The sequence below is a fragment of the Lysobacter solisilvae genome (genome assembly GCF_016613535.2).
GTDB lineage: Bacteria > Pseudomonadota > Gammaproteobacteria > Xanthomonadales > Xanthomonadaceae > Agrilutibacter > Agrilutibacter solisilvae.
This window is the reverse complement of sequence record NZ_CP071518.1, coordinates 2,598,589-2,616,919: the sequence shown is the minus strand read 5'-3', so window position 1 is coordinate 2,616,919 and position 18,331 is coordinate 2,598,589. Positions and strand designations below refer to the sequence as shown.

General features: G+C 69.4%; 11 protein-coding genes. 7 read left to right on the top strand and 4 right to left on the bottom strand.

What is annotated here, in order from left to right:
* Positions 1-15 precede the first annotated feature (15 nt).
* From lpdA to I8J32_RS11560, 6 genes are all read left to right on the top strand, one after another.
* Complete coding sequence (gene lpdA, locus I8J32_RS11585) at positions 16-1,443, top strand: dihydrolipoyl dehydrogenase (protein ID WP_200612242.1); 1,428 nt, start codon at positions 16-18, stop codon at positions 1,441-1,443.
* Positions 1,444-1,576: 133 nt separating this feature from the next.
* On the top strand, positions 1,577-2,437 hold the full coding sequence (locus tag I8J32_RS11580; protein WP_200612241.1) for a class I SAM-dependent methyltransferase: 861 nt from the start codon (positions 1,577-1,579) through the stop codon (positions 2,435-2,437).
* 69 nt (positions 2,438-2,506) lie between these two features.
* A complete protein-coding gene (locus I8J32_RS11575) occupies positions 2,507-3,100 on the top strand; it encodes an LOG family protein (RefSeq protein WP_200612240.1) in 594 nt (197 codons plus the stop codon).
* 17 nt (positions 3,101-3,117) lie between these two features.
* On the top strand, positions 3,118-4,188 hold the full coding sequence (locus I8J32_RS11570) for a hypothetical protein (protein WP_200612239.1): 1,071 nt from the start codon (positions 3,118-3,120) through the stop codon (positions 4,186-4,188).
* Between the two features lie 173 nt (positions 4,189-4,361).
* Positions 4,362-5,348, top strand: a complete 987-nt coding sequence (locus I8J32_RS11565; protein WP_200612238.1) for a YhdH/YhfP family quinone oxidoreductase — start codon at positions 4,362-4,364, stop codon at positions 5,346-5,348.
* A gap of 61 nt (positions 5,349-5,409) precedes the next feature.
* Entirely contained in the window at positions 5,410-5,775 is a 366-nt protein-coding gene (locus I8J32_RS11560) for a response regulator (RefSeq protein WP_200612236.1), read from the top strand.
* 105 nt (positions 5,776-5,880) lie between these two features.
* Here I8J32_RS11560 and I8J32_RS11555 read toward each other — a convergent pair whose 3' ends face one another.
* Positions 5,881-6,777, bottom strand: a complete 897-nt coding sequence (locus I8J32_RS11555; protein WP_200612233.1) for a DnaJ C-terminal domain-containing protein — start codon at positions 6,775-6,777, stop codon at positions 5,881-5,883.
* A 279-nt stretch (positions 6,778-7,056) separates the two neighbouring features.
* Between I8J32_RS11555 and I8J32_RS11550 the strand changes: the two genes are divergently transcribed.
* The gene (locus I8J32_RS11550; protein WP_200612231.1) at positions 7,057-7,536 is read left to right on the top strand and encodes a peroxiredoxin; all 480 of its coding nucleotides are present in this window, start codon (positions 7,057-7,059) and stop codon (positions 7,534-7,536) included.
* 28 nt (positions 7,537-7,564) lie between these two features.
* Here the strand turns inward: I8J32_RS11550 and pbpC are convergent, their stop codons facing one another.
* From pbpC to gyrA, 3 genes are all read right to left on the bottom strand, one after another.
* Positions 7,565-9,874, bottom strand: a complete 2,310-nt coding sequence (gene pbpC, locus I8J32_RS11545) for a penicillin-binding protein 1C (protein ID WP_200613141.1) — start codon at positions 9,872-9,874, stop codon at positions 7,565-7,567.
* Between the two features lie 201 nt (positions 9,875-10,075).
* Positions 10,076-15,019: an alpha-2-macroglobulin family protein gene (locus I8J32_RS11540; RefSeq protein ID WP_207526887.1), complete on the bottom strand. Its 4,944-nt coding sequence runs from the start codon at positions 15,017-15,019 to the stop codon at positions 10,076-10,078.
* A 336-nt stretch (positions 15,020-15,355) separates the two neighbouring features.
* Positions 15,356-18,028 (bottom strand): DNA gyrase subunit A, encoded by a 2,673-nt coding sequence (gyrA, locus tag I8J32_RS11535; protein WP_200612229.1) that lies wholly within the window; start codon positions 18,026-18,028, stop codon positions 15,356-15,358.
* Positions 18,029-18,331 lie beyond the last annotated feature (303 nt).

Below are 18,331 nucleotides of genomic sequence, written 5' to 3'. Positions count from 1 at the left end.
TTTAGGATTTCCCCCATGAGCGAACAGCAGAACTTCGACGTCGTCGTCATCGGTGCCGGCCCCGCCGGTTACCACGCGGCCATCCGCGCCGCGCAGCTGGGCCTGAAGACCGCGTGCATCGACGCCGCGCTGGGCAAGGACGGCAAGCCGGCCCTGGGCGGCACCTGCCTGCGCGTGGGCTGCATCCCGTCCAAGGCGCTGCTCGACAGCTCGCGCCAGTTCTGGAACATGGGCCACATCTTCGGCGAGCACGGCATCGGCTTCGACAACGCGAAGATCGACGTCAAGACGATGGTTGGCCGCAAGGACAAGATCGTCAAGCAGTTCACCGGCGGCATCGCCTCGCTGTTCAAGGCCAACAAGGTCACCCCGTTCTACGGCTTCGGCCAGCTGCAGCCGGGCAACGTGGTCTCGGTCAAGCAGCACGACGGCAGCACCGTCGAGCTCAAGGGCACCAACGTGATCATCGCGGCGGGCTCGGATTCGATCGAACTGCCCTTCGCGAAGTTCGGCGAGCACATCGTCGACAACGTCGGCGCGCTGGACTTCGAAGCCGTGCCCAAGCGCCTGGGCGTGATCGGCGCCGGCGTGATCGGGCTGGAACTGGGCAGCGTGTGGAACCGCCTGGGTTCGGAAGTGGTCGTGCTCGAGGCGCTGCCGAACTTCCTGGCCGCGGCCGACGCCGAGGTGGCCAAGGTCTCGGCCCGCGAGTTCAAGAAGCAGAATCTCGACATCCGCCTGGGGGCCAAGGTCAGCAAGACCGACGTCAAGAAGGACGGCGTGCATGTGACCTACACCGACGCCAAGGGCGAGCAGACCATCGTCGTCGACAAGCTGCTGGTGGCCGTGGGCCGCCGCGCCGCGACGAAGAACCTGCTGGCCGACGGCACCCGCGTCAAGGTCGACGCGCGCGGCATGATCGAGGTCGACGAGCACTGCCACACCGGCGTCGACGGCGTGTGGGCCGTGGGCGACTGCGTGCGCGGCCCGATGCTGGCGCACAAGGGCTTCGAGGAAGGCATCGCGGTGGCCGAACTGATCGCGGGCCTGCCGGGCCACGTCAACCTCGACACCATCCCGTGGGTCATCTACACCGAGCCGGAAATCGCCTGGGTCGGCAAGACCGAGGAGCAGCTCAAAGCCGAGGGCATTCCCTACAAGGCCGGCAGCTTCCCGTTCGCCGCCGTGGGCCGCGCGGTGGCCATGGCCGAGCCGGCCGGTTTCGTGAAGGTGCTCGCGCACGAGGAAACCGATCGCGTGCTGGGCATGCACCTGGTGGGCGCCAACGTCTCCGAACTGGTGCACGAAGGCGTGCTGACGATGGAGTTCAGCGGTTCGGCCGACGACTTGGCCCGGATCTGCCACGCGCACCCCAGCCTGTCGGAGGCCGTCCACGACGCGGCGATGGCCGTGCACAAGCGGTCCATCCACAAGGCCAACTGATCGGCCGGTGGCAAACAGCGGTACATTGGGACGGCGCACTTCGGTGCGCCGTTCTCGTTTCGGGCGGCGGCATGGCCGGCCCGGCGCAGCACCAAGCCCCCCGCCCCGTCCCACGCCACGCCAGGATGCCGCGATGAGTCCCGCCAACCCCATACGCAACGTGTCCGACACCGCCCTGTGGGTGGCGATCTACCGGGCGATGGAGAGCGAACGGCCGGACGCCCTGTTCCGCGACCCGTTCGCGCGCCGTCTGGGCGGCGAACGCGGCCAGGCGATCGTCGACGCGATGCCCAGCGGCAATTCGATGAGCTGGCCGCTGGTGGTGCGCACCGCGGTCATGGACGAGATCATCCTGCGCTGCGTGCGCCAGGGCGCCCGCACCGTGCTCAACCTCGCCGCCGGCCTGGACGCGCGCCCCTATCGTCTCGACCTGCCAGCGGACCTGCGCTGGATGCACGTCGACATGCCGGACATGGTCGATTACTTCCGCCAGAACATGGCCGGACAGTCGCCGCGCTGCCCGCTCGAATTCATCACCGCCGACCTGCGCGACGCCGACCGCCGCCGCGAGATCTTCGCCGACGCCGCGCGCCACGGCCCCGTGCTGGTGATCACCGAGGGCCTGCTGGTCTACCTGGAGCCCGACGACGTCGCCGCCCTCGCCCGCGACCTGCACGACGTCGCCCAGGCGAAATGGTGGCTGTCGGACATCGCCTCGCCGATGCTGCTGCAGTACCTGGAACGCAAGTGGCTGCCCAAGCTGCGCGAAGGCAATGCGCCGTTCCGGTTCGCACCGGCGGAAAGCACGGCGTTCTTCGCGCCGTTCGGCTGGCGCGAAGTCGAGTTCCGCTCGAGCTGGGACGAGTCGTTCCGCCTCAAGCGCACCATGCGCGCGGCGTGGTTGTGGAAGCTGCTGGCGCGCTTCCAGCCCAGGGCGCGCATGGAGGCCGGGCGCCGCATGTCCGGCATCTTCCTGCTTGAAGCCACGACCTGAAGCCGTCGCCCCATGCCATTTCCTGGATGCATCCCCTGAATCCAGCTCCTGAATCCACCTGAGGCCTGCATGCGTTCAGTCTGTGTCTATTGCGGTTCCAATGCCGGCAGCAAGCCGGTCTATGCGCAACGCGCCGTCGCGCTGGGCCAGCGACTGGCCAGCGAGCAGCTGGCGCTGGTCTACGGCGGCGGCAATGTCGGCCTGATGGGCATCGTGGCCGACGCGGTGCTGGCCGCCGGCGGTGAAGTGATCGGCGTGATCCCCGGCCAGCTGGTGGAATGGGAAGTCGCCCACCGCGGGCTGACGCGGCTGGAAGTGGTGGACAACATGCATGAACGCAAGGCGCGCATGTTCGACCTGGCCGACGCCTTCGTCGCCCTGCCCGGCGGCTTCGGCACACTCGACGAGATGTTCGAGATGCTCACCTGGCGCCAGCTGGGGATAGCCGACAAGCCCTGCGCGTTCCTGGACGTGGAAGGCTTCTACAGCCCGCTGATCGCGATGCTCGACCGGATGGTGGCCGAACGTTTCCTGCATCCCGAACAACGCCGCGACCTGTGGCACGGCGAGGACATCGATGCACTGGTGGCCTGGATGCGCGGCTACCAGCCGGCCAACGCGGACAAGTGGCTGGACGCGAAGCGTCGCGGCGACCTGCGCTGACCAACAGGAGCCCGATCATGCCCACGCCCGCCTTCGTCCCGCTGCTTCCACGCCTGGCCTTGCTGCTGGCGCTCTGCCTGACGGCGTCACCCGGCCACGCGGCGAAGGCGCCTGACGGCGATCCGCTGCCCGCCCGCCACGACTGCGAGCAGGCGCGGCGCCTGCCGCCCGACGCGGACGACGATGCGCGCCGCATCGCCTGCGAGATTCCCGAGAAATACCAGCTCGACGTCAGCATGGCCGAGTTCGTCGGCCGCCTGATCCGCCTGCACGACGTCGCGGCGTGGCGCACCACGGATGCGCTGCTGGCGGCCGGCGCGTTCGAGTCGGTCCCGGGCGAGGGGCGCGGATGGCTCACCTACGCGCGCGAGAACTCGGTCGAGGTGCGCTACTTCACGCAGGACGCCGGACGGCTGCTCGCCTTCGCGGCGGGTGACCTGGACATCGACGCGGTCAAGGCGACCCATGCCCGCCGCCTGTCGCCCATGGAGCCGGCCACCGAGCGGGAACTGCGCCTGATCACGGCGCGCGACTCGGCATTGGCGACACCGGACCTGTCGGTCTGCACCAACCACACGCCCAACGTCGTGGTGATCGAGTCGGAAGAGGAAGGCGTGGACGAGATCCTGGTCTTCGTCATGTCGGCCTGGAAGGACAACAGCGAAGCGCCGCTGGGTGGCTTCCACATGTTCCGCTACTCCCACGACGGCCAGACCCAGCTGTCGCAGTACTCGCAGACGCGCAGCTGCCCGGTCGTCGACCTCGACATTCCATCCCCGGCCGGGGCCGACGGGCTCGGCGTGACGCACCTGACCTCGGCGACACCGACGATGTTCCATGTCTTCCTCAACCTGCAGTACGGGCAGCCGCTGTTCGTGGTCACGACGCAGAACGGCCTGCATTGGCGCGTCGAGGATGGGCGGATCCACGTGGTCCACCAGGGTACGCCCGACAAGAGCACGCCCGACAAGAGCGCGCCCGACCAGGGCACGCCGCCGCCTCTGGAGGGCGAGCCCACCGACGCGGCCAATGACCACGAGGACACGCCGGGCGATGCAGGACCTGCGACGCACGCCGGCGCGTCCTGAGCCCACCAACGCCAGGCCTGCGTCGTTTTCTGCATGCCGATGCGCGAGACAAATGGATCACCGCCCGTCAGTCCACGCCCTGAGCTTGCCGCCCCTGAGCTCGCCGCCCCGCCGCTTGCCGCCCCGATGCTTGCCTCTCCGCTGACTCCCCCACCACTTCCCCTCCCGCGCCCATGACCACGACCTTCAACGCCTTCCGTATCCACAACGACGCCCAGGGGTATCGCAGCGGCATCGAGCCGGTCAGCGTCGACGACCTGTCGCCGGGCGAGATCGTCATCAAGTCCGCCTACTCCTCCGTGAACTTCAAGGACGCGCTCGCCGGCACCGGCCAGGGCAAGATCCTGCGCCAGTTCCCGCTGGTCGGCGGCATCGACGTCGCCGGGCACGTGGTCGCCTCGACCGACCCCGCATTCCGCGAAGGCGACGCCGTACTGGTCACCGGCTGCGGCCTGAGCGAGACGCGCGACGGAGGTTTCGGTGAGTACGCGCGGCTGCCCGCGCAGTGGGCAATCCGGCTGCCCACCGGCCTGACCCTGCGCGAAAGCATGATCCTGGGCACCGCGGGCTTCACCGCGGCGCTGGCGTGGCTGCGCATGCTCGACAACCGGCAGCAGCCCGGGCTCGGCCCGCTGGCCGTCACCGGCGCCACCGGTGGCGTGGGCTCGCTCGCCGTGGACATCTTCAGCCGCGCCGGCTTCCAGGTGCATGCCATCAGCGGCAAGACCGCGCAGGCGCCGTACCTGAAGGAAATCGGCGCAAGCGAGGTGCTCGGTCGCGAGGCGCTGGCCACCGCGCGCCCGATGGAATCGGTCCGCTTCGGCGGCGGGCTGGACAACGTCGGCGGCCCGATGCTGGCCAGCCTGCTTGCGCAGACCGCGCCCTACGGCAATGTCGCCACCGCGGGGCTGGCCGCCACGCCCGAACTGGCCACCACGGTGATGCCCTTCATCATCCGCGGCGTCTCATTGCTGGGTGTCGCCTCGGCCGGCACCGCCCGGGATATCCGCGAACAGGTCTGGCAGCACCTGGCCGACGACTGGAAGCCCCGGCACCTGGAGCGCATCTGCACCCGCGAGGTCGGCCTGGCAGAGCTGCCCGAGGTCTTCGCCACCATGCTTGCCGGCGGTTCGCTCGGCCGCACGCTGGTACGCCTGTAAGGCGGCCTTGCGGCGGCAGCAGGCCCGGCTACAATCCGCCTGAGCATCCTGGGAAACCTCAATGGCCCGCATCCTGATCGTCGACGATTCGCCCTCGCAGCTGATGGGCATCCGCCGCATCGTCGAAAAACTCGGCCACGAGGCCATCACCGCCGAGGACGGCGCCGCGGGCGTGGAAGTGTGCAAGCGCGAACTGCCCGACTTGGTCCTGATGGACGTGGTCATGCCCAACCTCAACGGCTTCCAGGCCACGCGTTCGATCAGCAAGGATCCGACGACCCAGCACATCCCGGTGATCCTGGTGACCACCAAGGACCAGGACACCGATCGCGTCTGGGGCATGCGCCAGGGCGCGAAGGCCTACATCACCAAGCCCTTCAGCGAGAGCGACCTGGCCGACGTGATCGTCAAGTACATGCAGGCCTGAACCCGGCGGGCCACGCCTGAAAAAAGAGCCGGGCTTGCCCGGCTCTTTTCGTTTCAAGGGTCGATGGGGTTCGCGGATGCCGCGCCCCCCGGTCGGCGCGCCCGGTCAGGCCCGTCGCCAGTCGCCCGCGAACGCGTCGCGCATGGCTTCGTAGGCCGCCTTCTGTTCGGTCGAATGCGGCAGCGGGGCCAGGATCTCCAGTTCCACGATCTGGTCGCCGGGGCTCGCGCCGGGCAGGCCACGCCCGCGCAGGCGCAGCTTGCGTCCGCTTTCCGAGGCGGGCGGGATCTTGAGTTCGACCGGGCCGCCCAGCGTCGGCACGCTCACCGTGCCACCCAGCGCCGCTTCCCAGGGCGCCACCGGCAGCACGTAGATGACATTGCGGCCGTCGACCTCGAACTGCGGATGGGCGGCGTACTCGATCTCCAGCAGCAGGTCGCCGCGCCCGCCGGTGCCCTGCCCGGCCAGCCGGATCACCTGCCCCGGGCGCACGCCCTTCGGGATGCGGACGTCGAGCGTGCGATTGCCAACCGAAATGCGCGCCGCGCTGCCGGCGTAGACCGACTCCAGCGACACGGCCAGCTTGGCGCGCGTGTCGCCGCGCGGAGCGCCCCCTATGCCGGCGCCGGGACCGCCGCCACCGCGGCCGCGGCCGAAGAGCTGTTCGAAGAAGTCGCTGAAGCCGCCGCCCGCGCCGCCGCCGGCGAAGATCTCCTCGAAGCCCGGGCTGCCATAACCGCCACCGAATCCCCCCGGCGGCGGTTGCACGTCGTCGCCGGGCCGGTAGCCGCGCGCACGCAACTGGTCGTAGGCGGCGCGCTTCTGCGGATCGCGCAGCGCTTCGTAGGCCTCGTTGACCGCCTTGAACTTGTCTTCGGCGCCAGCCTCCTTGCTGACGTCGGGGTGGTATTTGCGCGCCAGGCGCCGGTAAGCGCTCTTGATCTCGGCGTCGCCGGCGCCGGCCTCGACGCCCAGGATGTCGTAGTAGTCCTTGAATTCCATCTGCGGTCTGCTTGAAGAACTAGCCAGTGAAAGTAGCCGGGTTGAGGCGGCGGGAAGGAAGCCGCTCGGCAGGCCGGAAGGTCGGCGCGCGGGGCGAGCAGGTTACTCCATCGTCCGCGAGCGCCGGATCAGCGCGGCGCCCGGAACCGCTTGCCGGAGCCCGGGCGCCGTTCGCGACCACCGGGCGACCGGGGCGTTGCGGGCGTCCACCTGTGGAACTTGACGGCACCTTACCCCGGTGGACGTCTAGACTGCGCCATTCCCCCACGAGTACCCCCCATGACCATCCAGGCCGGCGACCGCATCCCCGAAGTCGCGCTCACGCATATCCTCGACGGCGTGCAGACCATCGACACGCGCACGCTCTTCGACGGCAAGAACGTCGTGCTGTTCGCGGTGCCCGGCGCCTTCACGCCCACCTGCTCCGAGCGCCACCTGCCCGGCTTCGTCCAGCATTTCGACCAGTTCCTCGCCCGCGGCATCAGCGTGGCCTGCGTGTCGGTCAACGATCCCTTCGTGATGCAGGCCTGGGGCCAGAGCCAGGGCGTGCCGGAGGGGCTGATCATGCTCGCCGACGGCAATGCCGACTTCACCCGCGCGATGGGCCTGGAGCTGGACGCCAGCGGCTACGGCATGGGCATCCGCTCCAAGCGCTATGCGCTGTATGCGCAGGACGGCGTGGTGAAGAAGCTGTTCGTCGAATCGCCCGGGGAGTTCCGCGTGTCCTCGGCCGAGCACATGCTCGAAGAACTGGGCTGATCGCACGGCCGCCCGCCGCGCGGCGGCGCTACTCCAGGACGCGGAAGCGCACGCGCGACCATGCACCGCTGTCGGCGAGCGCCGTCAGCGCGTGCATGCCCGGCTGGCTGAAGTCGTGCGCGATGCTCGCACCGCCGCGCGATTCGGCCACCAGCCGGCCGTCGAGCAGCCAGCGGATCCGGGCTTCGCTGCCCAGCGCGCGGATCGAAAGCCTGAGTGGCTGCGTGCTGTTGGGCGGACGGGCGAGCGTGGCGTTGTCGGCGATGCCCTCGATGCGCAGCTCTTCCAGCGCATCGCGGCCGTCGGGCGCACAGTCGGGCGACAACGCCGGCAGGCGCGCGGCGAGCCGGGTCTCCGACGACAGCCAGGGCGAGGCCAGCGCCGGCCAGCGGGCCACCTGCCGTGATCGGCGCTCGTGCGCACCCGCGCACTCCGCCGCCAGCCGCAGGCCCGTGCGCGCATCGACCTCGAAACGCTCCAGTCCCGCGCTCCACAGCCGCGCATCACGTTCGGCGAAGGTCGGCGGCACCACGCCATCCAGCGTCCAGGCCTCCATGCGGCGGCGGCACAGCTCCGGAAACGCGGGATCGGGCGGCAAGCCCAGCGGCCAGCACACCTCGATCTGCTCCACGCCGGGCGGCGGCGGCCGAGCCGCGCCATCGCGCGCCTGCGTGGGCAGGCTGTCGATCACCTCGAACAGCAGGGGCAGCGCCGTGACCGCGCCGTACTGGCCCGGCAGCGGCGTCCCGTCCGGCCGCCCCACCCACACGCCGACCGTGTAGCGCCGGGTGCCGCCCAGCGCCCAGGCATCGCGGAAGCCGTAGCTCGTGCCCGTCTTCCAGGCCACGCGCGGGCGACCGCCCTGGTCGAAGGTCTGCACGGCGGCGCCCGGACGCGGATTGGCCTCGAGCGTTTCGCGGATGATCCAGGCGGCGCCCGGCGACAGCAGCCGCCGGTCGATGCGCGGTGCATCCGGGCGATATCGCACGCGTCCGGCCACGCCGTCGCGGTTGAGCGAGGCATGGGCGCCTACCAGGTCTTCCAGCCGCGCACCGGTGCCGCCGAGGATCATCGCCAGGTTGGGCTGCGCGCCTTCCGGCCATTTGAGGTCGATGCCCGCATTGGCCAGCCGCGCGGCGAAACGCGAGGGCCCGACGCGCTCGAGCAGGTCGACCGCGGGCACGTTCAAGGACAGGCGCAGCGCCTGCGCGGCGCTCACCGGGCCGTTGAACGCCATGTCGAAATTGCCGGGCCGGTAGTCGCCGAACGCCTGCGGCGCATCCACAAGCAGGCTCTCGGAATGGATCAGGCCATCGTCCAGCGCCAGCCCGTACAGGAAGGGCTTGAGCGTGGAACCCGGCGAGCGCCAGGCCTTGACCATGTCGACGTGGCCCAGCCGGTCCTGGTCGGCGAACGCGACCGACCCGACGTACGCGCGCGCCTCCATCGTCGCGTTGTCCACCACCAGCATGGCGGCGGACGTGCGCGCCGGGAGATCGGAAAAATAGGCGGCGACGCGGTCCTCCAGCGTGCGCTGCAGGTCGATGTCGAGCGTGGAGACGATGCGGGGCGACTTCGGCGCGCCGCTGCGCAGGCGCTGCGCGAGCAGCGAGGCATGCAGCGGCGGCTGCAGCGAACGGGCCACCACCGCTTCCACGCGCGCATCGGCCACTTCGGCGGGCGACCACACGCCCAGCGCCTGCATGCGGTCGAGCACCTTGTCCCGCGCGACGCGGGCACGCTCCGGATGCCGGTCCGGGCGCAGCCGGCTGGGCGACTGCGGCAGCACCGCCAGCAACGCCGCTTCAGCGTGCGACAACTGCGTGGCGGATTTGCCCAGGTAGGCCCAGCTGGCCGCTTCCACGCCTTCCACCGTGCCGCCGAACGGGGCGCGGTTGAGATAGAGCGCGAGGATCTCGCGCTTGTCCAAGTGCACTTCCAGCTGCAGGGCGCGCGCGATCTGCTTGAGCTTGCCGGCCGCCGTGCGCTGGTGCGGGTCCAGGATGCGGGCCACCTGCATGGTCAGCGTCGAACCGCCGGACACGATGCGCCCGTGCTGCAGCCGCTGCGCGGACGCACGCACCAGCGCCATCGGATTCACACCGGCGTGGCGCCAGAACCAGCGGTCTTCGTAGTTCAGCAGCGCGTCGCGATACAGGGGCGACACCTGCTCGACGGTGACCGGATAGCGCCAGATGCCGCCCCGGTCGGCGAATGACCGCAGCGGCGTCCCGTTGCGGGCGAGCACCACGGCGCCGTCGCTCGCGCTGGGCAGCGGCAACGGGAATGCGAGGTCCAGCAACATCAATGCAACCAGCGTCAGCAGCAGGCCGAGCATGCCGGCGAGCAGTGCGCGCGAGGCATCGCTGCGCTTGCCAGGCGAAGCGTGGGCGGACGCGGCAAGGTCGGGTGCGTGTAGGCCGGGAGCGTGGCGCGGAACTTTCATGGTGGTGCTGGAACGCCTTTGACCTGCGACTGCCGGGCTTCAATCTGGCCCGGCGACCGGTGGCGGACGTCCCGCCACCGGCGCCTGGGGACTTCACTTGCCCGGTTGCTTCACCGTCAGCGTGGCCGGCGCGGCCTTGCCGACGCCGCGCATGTCGGGGCGGTACATGTCTTCCACCAGCGAGGGCGGAACGGTGTACGTACCCGGCGTCACCGCGCGGACGAGGTAGAACAGCTTGGCGGTGTCGTACGTGCTGAGCTTGAGGGCGGCCACGTACCGGTCGTCGCGGTATTCCTCATGGCGCACTTCGGCCGCCTCGTCGCGGTCGGCCATCTCGATGCCGTCCACGACCACGCCGGCCCACTGCTTGGCGTCGCCCAGGTTGAAGTTCTCGATCTCCAGGCCCGCCGGCAGCAGCTCGGTCACCAGCGCGTCGGGCATGTCGACGCTGCTCTTGATCGTCAGCTGCACGATCAGGCTGTCGCCCTCCTCCAGCGCGCCGCCGCTCCAGTCGGTGCCATCGGTGCGGTAGTACTTGCGGGTCACGGTGATGACCGAATTGTCCGGCTCGGGCGCCGAGCGCGGCACGCCCGCCACTTCCAGGCTCGCGTACAGCGGCGGCTCGCCCTGCGGATCGAAGCTGACGCCGCGCGACAGCGTCGCGTGGTCGAACTGCCGGCCGGTCAGCCGCACATCCGTCACCGGCGTGCTGTCATCGCCCACCTTCCACTGCCCCGAGATGCGCTTGGACTGGTCGGCCATCAGCGCCTTGCCCAGGCGCGCCAGGGCGACCTGTTCCTGCGTGCTCAGCCAGAACCAGCGCTCCTTGCGGCGGTTGTCCAGTTCGCGGCCCAGCGCAACCACGCGGGCGTCGTACTCGGGCTTGGCCAGCTTGCGCTCGTGCACGAGCGCGATCATCAGCGCGTCGTCACGCAGGCGGGTGCCGTAGTCGCCCAGGTACTGCGGACGGTCCTTGGTGTCCTTCGCGAATCCGGCGGCGATGGCCTTGGCGCCGCGGTTGCGGTCGCCCTGCAGCGACAGGGCCAGCCCCAGGTGCACCAGCGGCAGGCCGGTGAGGCTCTCCTTGCGGCTGTTGTCGTAGAGCGCGCGCAGGGTGCCCAGCGGCGCCCGGTTGACGCGCGACAGCACGTAGCCGGCGTGGGCCTGGTAGGCGAACTTGAGGTGATCGCGATGGTCGTAGCCGTAGAACGGCGCGCCACCGGCCAGCAGGTCCTCGTTCAAGGCCTTGAGCGACTTCTGCAGCATGCTTTCGGGCACGGCAAAGCCCGCGTCGCGCGCGTCGAGCAGGAACTCGACGATGTAGGGCGTCAGCGACTGGTTGACGTAATCGCCATCGCCCCACATCGAGAAGTGGCCGGAGCTGATCTGCATGGCGGCCAGCCGGCCGAACGCGCCTTCCATGCGTTCGCGGCGCTGCTTGTCGCCCAGGCCGGGCACGCCCAGCATCCGGCCCGTCGGCTCGTCCAGCAGCAGCGCGGCAAAACCCTTGCTGGTCGTCTGCTCGGCGCAGCCATAGGGATACTTCAGCGCGTCCTCCAGTGCCGCGGCGAAGGGGATCGGCGGCAATGCGCTGACCACCATCCGCGCGCGCACCGAATCGGCCATCAGGCCATCGGCGATGTCGCGATCCAGCGCGACCGGGCCGAGCGCGTCGAGCACCTTGGTCCGCGTGCGCATCACCTGCGGCCAGGCCGGTCGCACCGGCAGGTCGTAGCGGCGATCGACCTTGAAGCCGTTGCCGTCCACCCGGACGCGGACCTGGGCCGTGCTGTAGCCCTCCTTGGCCAGCAACGGGAAGGTGTAGGTGGTCTTGCCTTCCGCCGCCAGCTTCGCGGTGCGCACGCCCTCGGTCACGGCCAGCGGACCGATGCCCTCCACGGACACCTTGAAGTCGCCGGCCTTGCCGGTGAAGTTCTGGACGTCCAGGGTGACACTGCTGCGATCGCCGGGCGCGAGCACTCGCGGCATGCTGGCTTCGGCCAGCACCGGCGCGCGCACGATGGTCTCGGCGGCCTTGCTGCCGTACTTGTTGCCCGAGAACACCAGCGCCGACACGCGCAGGGTGCCGTTGAAATCGGGCACCTTGAGCTTGACCCGCACCAGCCCCTTCGCATCGAGCTTCACCGGACCGCTGAACAGGTCGACGGTCTGCACGCGCGACGTCGGCCGGCGGGCCTGCGGCAGCGCGAGCGGCGCCAGGTCGCCACCGAAGCGGATGCGCGCCGTGGCGCCGTCAAAGCTCTCGATCACGCGCGCATAGACGTCGTACGCGTCCACGCCCAGCCGGCGCTGCGCGAAGAAATGCGCAGCCGCGTCGGGCACCGGGAACCGGGTGATGTTGAGGATGCCCACGTCGACCGCGGACACGGTGACGTAGGCGTCCTGCCCGGCCAGTGCCGGCGCGCTCACCGTCACCGGCAGGTCGCGTTCCGGACGCATGAGCTTGGGCGCCGCCACGCCGATCGACACCGTGCGGTCGCCGCGGTCCATGACCACGTGGGCCACGCCGACGGCGCGCGCCGGCGTGATCTTGCTCGGCGAGGTGCCGCCGCGGAAGACCAGCGCGGTGATGTAGACGTCGTGACGTTCCCAGTCCTTGGTCACCGGGATCTCGAACGTGCTGCCGGCCTTGGCCTCGATGTCCTGCACGAAGATCATGCGGTCGCTCTCGACCATCAGCAGTCCCTTGCCCTCGTGCGGCGGGGTCAGGGTGACCTTGAGCGTGTCGCCGGCGCGGTAGGCGGTCTTGTCCAGCGCCAGCTTGACCTTGTCCGGCCGCGCGTCCAGCCCGCGGTTCTCGTCGCCCCAGCTCCAGCCGGCCCGGAACGGGTAGCGCGTGGTGAGGCGGGTGGCGGGATCGAAGACGTCGACGCGGTATTCGCCCCACTCCACCGGGAAGCTGACTTTCGTGGCGGCGGTGCCGATGTCCACCACGCGCGTCTCGATGTCCTCGAAGCGGCGGTTGAAGTCGTAGTCCCACCCGCCGTCGTCGTTCCAGTTCCAGTGGTAGTCGCGGTGTTCGCGGATGAGGGTGACCCGCAGCCCCTTGCCCGGACGCGCGCGCGCGTCGGCGCCGAAGCGGCCGATCTCGAAGGAAACGGTGGCGTTGGCGTCGCTGCCTTCCTTGTCGTCGAACAGCGGGCGGACCGCGGCCAGCGCGTCGGCCGGCCACAACACGCGCTTGAGGCTGCGGTTGACGCTGCGCCCGCCGCTTTCGAACACGCTGCCGGCCACGATCGCGGCGATGGGACTGACCGGCTTGGCCTCGGCCGGCAGCGCGACGTCCTGCGTCAGCTTGCCGTTCTCGTCCAGCGAGGTATCGATGACGTCCTTGGCTTCCTTGGGCAGTTCCACGGTCGGATCACCGAAGAACCAGCCCGGCAGGGCTTCCACCGGATGCTGCTCGACGGACACGGTCAGCTTGGCGGTGAAGCGGTTGGACGCGGCCGGGGCGCCGTAGAGGTAGGCGCCGGTCGCCACCAGGCGCAGCGGCTCGCCGGGCCTGATCACGTCCTGCGCGGAAAGATCGAGCTTCATGCGCTCGGGCAGGAACTCCTCCACCCGCAGGGTCATGCCCTGCACGGCGTCCTTGCTCGCCGGATCGGTGCGGAACTCGACCCGCCAGCGTCCGGTGGCGGCATCGGCCGGGATCACCTGCTGGTGGCGCACGTAGCCCTGCGCATCGGGCTGCAGCTGGGTTTCAAGGAACGTCTTGCCGTCGGGCTGCACGTAGCGCACGAACACGGGCTGCAGGCCCTTGCCCTTCCCGCTGCCGGTCAGCGGTTGCCCGTCCTGGTCGCGCAGCAGCGCGGACAGGCGCACGGTCTCGCCGGGGCGGTAGAGGTCGCGTCCGGACGAGGCGAACACGTCGAACCAGGCCTGCTCGCGTCCGGCCACGTCGAATTCCGACAGGTCCAGGGCGGGCTGGTTGAACGGCAGCATCGACACGTCGCTGCCGCGGCTGGCGATCAGCACATGCGAGGCATCGAGCTTGTAGTCGAGCATCGCGTTGCCGTTGCGGTTGGTCTCGGCCTTGAGGACCGGCTCGCCGTCGGCATTGAGGATGCGCAGTTCGACCCCGGAAATCGCGCCGCCGCCCTCGAGCGAGGCGGCGTGCACGAACAGCTTGTCCTTGTAGGCCCGCGTGTGCAGGCCCAGGTCGCTGACGGTGAAAAACGCCGTCTCCAGCTCCCCCTTGAACGTGCCGGCACGCTTCATCACGGCGAAGTACAGGCCGGGTTCCTGCAGCTCCTCGATGTCCTGCAGCGGCAGGTAGGTCAGCACGCGCTCGTTCTTCTTTCCGCCCAGCACGAACCGGTTGACGTACACCGGCTCGGCCAGCCGCGACAGCGGGGTGCGTTGATGCTCCTCGCCGTCCTCCTCCCACGAGTAGTCGCGTTCCAGGTCCCAGTTGCTGCGGCGGCCGCCGCGCTGGAACTCGGCGAAGAAACGCGGCAGTTCCTTTTCCTTGACCTTGAGGAACTCGACGTCGACTTCGGCCACGTTCACCGACACCACCGGCAGGCCGCGGCTCTCGCGCGCCGGCAGCACGCTGCCCTGCGAAGCGAAGCCGACCACCGGGTCGAGCGGCCCGGTGTAGACGCTGCGCCGCTCCTCCTTGCCCAGGCGGGTGCCATCGGCCGCCGTCAGCCCGGCGCGCAGGATCACGATGTAGTCCCGGCTGGCCTCCACGTGCGGGAAGCGCAGGACCTTGCCTTCGTCTTCGCCCTCGTCATCGAGCACCCAGCTGCCCTTGACCGGCGCGCCCTGCTTGTCGGTGACCGCGATCAGGGCGTCGAACTCCTGCGTCCCCACCAGCGGTCGGCTGAACTCCAGCGCCAGCGCCAGCTCGTCGTCGTCCTGGTCGGGATAGGCCGCCACCAGCGCGAAACCCTTCACCGCTTCGCGCTTGGCGGCGATCTTCTCGCCGGTGACCTCGGGGAGCTGGCCGTCGGCGTCGCGCTTGCAACCCACGACCGCCAGGACCGCCAGGGTGGCGGCGAACAGCCAACCCATGAAAAATCGCCCGCGCGAATGGCGGGCGGATACGAATCCTTCCGGATACTGCAGGCGCTTCATTGCGACACTCCCCAGGTTTGCCACAGCGTATAGAACGGGTCCGCCTGCGCACAACGGCGAAGGTCGGGAAAGGAACCGGGGTCAGTGAACTGGCGTTTATCAAGTAGCCGCGTGCGGCTGTGCCCTGGGGTTCGTCCTGGCGTGCACGGCCCGGCGGCACCCCGGCCCGATGTCGCCGGAGGTGTCGCCTGACCGGGAAAATCCAAAAAAAAACGCCGCCCGAAGGCGGCGTCTTTCTGGATCGCACGGGTCGGATTACAGCGGGAAACGAGGTTAGTCGTCGGAACCGGACACGGTGATCGATTCGGCCTGCGCCGGATCGACACTGGCGCCCGTGACCGGCACGCCGATCTCGCCGTCGCCGGCCTCGCCCTCGTCGTCCAGCGAGGCATCCAGGCGTTCGATCGCCTGCAGGCATTCGTCGGCCGCCAGGCGCATCAGAGTGACGCCCTGGGTGTTGCGGCTGACCTGCGAGATCTCCGCCGCCCGCGTGCGCACCAGCGTGCCGCCGTCGGAAATCAGCAGCACCTCGTGGTGGTCGGACAGCTGGACCGCGCCGACCAGCAGGCCGTTGCGCTCGGTGGTCTTCAGCGCGATCACGCCCTGCGTGCCACGGCCCTTGCGCGGGTATTCCTCGACCGGGGTGCGCTTGCCGTAGCCGCGTTCGCTGGCGGTCAGGATGTCGCCGTCGCCGTCGACGACGATCAGGCTGACGACCTTGGCGCCGGTGGGCGCCGCGTCCCCTTCCCCGTCGCCCTCGCCCTCGGCCAGGCGGATGCCGCGCACGCCGGTGGCGGTACGGCCCATCGAGCGGACTTCGGTCTCGGCGAAGCGCACGGCCTTGCCGTTGCTGGCGAACAGCATGATGTCGCGGGCGCCGTTGGTGAGCTCGGCGTTGACCAGGGCATCGCCTTCGTCGAGGTTGATCGCGATCTTGCCCTTCTGCAGGCGGAACGCGAACTCGGTCAGCGGGGTCTTCTTGACCGTGCCGTTGCGGGTGGCGAAGAACACGTACTTGCCTTCGGCGTACTCGCGGACCGGCACCACCGCCTGGACCTGCTCGCCGGCTTCCAGCGGGATCCAGTTGATGATCGGACGGCCGCGCGCATTCGGGCCGGCGTCGGGCAGCTGGTGGACCGACAGCCAGAACACGCGGCCGGCGCTGGTGAAGGTCAGCAGCGTGTCGTGGGTGTTGACCAGCCACAGCTTGTCGATGAAGTCCTCGTCCTTGGTCGAGGCCGCACTGCGGCCCCGGCCGCCACGCTTCTGCGCGCGGTAGGCACTGACCGGCTGGCGCTTGGCGTAACCGGAGTGCGAGAGGGTCACCACGACGTCTTCCGGCGCGATCAGGTCCAGGATGTCGAGGTCTTCCTCGCTGGCGCGGATCTCGCTGCGGCGCGCGTCGCCGAACTCTTCCTTCAAATTGCGCAGCTCGGTGCGGATCACCTCCATCAGCACGTTCGGATCCTCGAGGATCTCGATCAGGCCGCGGATGGCTTCCAGCAGCAGCTTGTATTCCTCGGTGAGCTTCTCCTGCTCCAGCCCGGTCAGGCGGTGCAGGCGCATTTCCAGGATCTGCTGGGCCTGGACCTCGGTGAGCTGGTAGCGGCCGTCGACCAGGCCGACGCCGTCGGGCAGGTCGTCCGGACGCGAGGCCTCGGCGCCGGTGGCGGCCAGCAGCGCGCCGACCAGGCCGGGCTCCCAGGTGCGCGCCAGCATCCGCTCGCGCGCCTCGTTCGGGTTGGCCGACGTCTTGATCAGTTCGATCATCTCGTCGATGTTGGCCAGCGCGACGGTGAGGCCTTCCAGGATGTGCGCGCGGGCGCGGGCCTTGCGCAGGTCGAAGATGGTGCGGCGGGTCACCACTTCGCGGCGGTGGCGCACGAAGGCTTCGAGGATCTGCTTGAGGTTGAGCAGCTGCGGGCGGCCGTCGACCAGGGCCACCATGTTGATGCCGAACACCGACTCCATCTGCGTCTGCTGATAGAGGTTGTTGAGCACCACTTCGGCCGACTCGCCGCGCTTGATCTCGATGAAGATGCGCATGCCGTCCTTGTCGGACTCGTCGCGCAGCTCGCTGATGCCCTCGAGCTTCTTCTCCTTCACCAGCTCGGCGATCTTCTCGATCAGCCGGGCCTTGTTGACCATGTACGGGATCTCGGTCACCGCGATGGCTTCGCGGCCGGTGTCCTCGTTGACTTCGATGTCGGCCTTGGCGCGCATGCGCACGCGGCCGCGGCCGGTGCGGTACGCCAGCTGGATGCCGCCGACGCCGTTGATGATGCCCGCGGTCGGGAAGTCCGGGCCGGGGATGTATTGCATCAGGCCGTCGATGTCGATCGCGGGATCGTCGATCAGCGCGATGGTCGCGTCGACCACCTCGTTGAGGTTGTGCGGCGGGATGTTGGTGGCCATGCCGACCGCGATGCCCGCCGAGCCGTTCACCAGCAGGTTCGGCACCCGCGTGGGCATGACGGTGGGTTCGAGTTCCTTCTCGTCGTAGTTGGGCTGGAAGTCGACGGTTTCCTTGTCGATGTCGGCCATCAGCTCATGCGACAGGCGCGACATGCGCGCCTCGGTGTAACGCATGGCGGCGGGCGAGTCGCCGTCGATGGAGCCGAAGTTGCCCTGTCCGTCGACCAGCAGGTAGCGCAGCGAGAACGGCTGCGCCATGCGGACCAGGGTGTCGTACACGGCGTTGTCGCCGTGCGGGTGGAACTTACCGATGACGTCACCGACGATACGCGCCGACTTGTAGTACGGCTTGTTGCTGTGCGCGCCCAGTTCGTGCATCGCGTAGAGCACGCGACGATGGACGGGCTTGAGGCCGTCGCGGACATCCGGAAGCGCGCGCCCCACGATCACGCTCATCGCGTAATCCAGGTAGCTGCGGCGCATCTCGTCTTCGAGATTGACCGGGATGATTTCCTTGGCGAGTTCTGCCATTCGGGTTCCGTGTGCTGGAGTACTGGGCGGGCGGGCTGCAGGCAAAGCCATGCCCGGGCGGGCACGTCCTGCGGCTCGCTCGGGGCGGCTTCAAAAGACGTGAAATCGTATCACGGAAGGGGGTGCCGACGCACCTCGATTTCCACGCATAAACAAGCACTTAAGTGCTGTTTTTCGGCCATGGGCGCAGGTCGTGCCGGATGTGGGCGTCCGGAACGTGAATCCGCGCCCGGGCGGCGCCGATCCGGGTCCCGGAAAACGGGCGTGCGGGAGTCCCCGGGATCCGTGTCGTGGGTCAGTCCG

Bases quoted from the DNA above. Each gene is read 5' to 3' on its own strand.
- lpdA (WP_200612242.1), top strand. From the start codon at position 16: ATGAGCGAACAGCAGAACTTCGACGTCGTCGTCATCGGTGCCGGCCCC.
- I8J32_RS11580 (WP_200612241.1), top strand. From the start codon at position 1,577: ATGAGTCCCGCCAACCCCATACGCAACGTGTCCGACACCGCCCTGTGG.
- I8J32_RS11575 (WP_200612240.1), top strand. From the start codon at position 2,507: ATGCGTTCAGTCTGTGTCTATTGCGGTTCCAATGCCGGCAGCAAGCCG.
- I8J32_RS11570 (WP_200612239.1), top strand. From the start codon at position 3,118: ATGCCCACGCCCGCCTTCGTCCCGCTGCTTCCACGCCTGGCCTTGCTG.
- I8J32_RS11565 (WP_200612238.1), top strand. From the start codon at position 4,362: ATGACCACGACCTTCAACGCCTTCCGTATCCACAACGACGCCCAGGGG.
- I8J32_RS11560 (WP_200612236.1), top strand. From the start codon at position 5,410: ATGGCCCGCATCCTGATCGTCGACGATTCGCCCTCGCAGCTGATGGGC.
- I8J32_RS11555 (WP_200612233.1), bottom strand. From the start codon at position 6,777: ATGGAATTCAAGGACTACTACGACATCCTGGGCGTCGAGGCCGGCGCC.
- I8J32_RS11550 (WP_200612231.1), top strand. From the start codon at position 7,057: ATGACCATCCAGGCCGGCGACCGCATCCCCGAAGTCGCGCTCACGCAT.
- pbpC (WP_200613141.1), bottom strand. From the start codon at position 9,874: ATGCTCGGCCTGCTGCTGACGCTGGTTGCATTGATGTTGCTGGACCTC.
- I8J32_RS11540 (WP_207526887.1), bottom strand. From the start codon at position 15,019: ATGGGTTGGCTGTTCGCCGCCACCCTGGCGGTCCTGGCGGTCGTGGGT.
- gyrA (WP_200612229.1), bottom strand. From the start codon at position 18,028: ATGGCAGAACTCGCCAAGGAAATCATCCCGGTCAATCTCGAAGACGAG.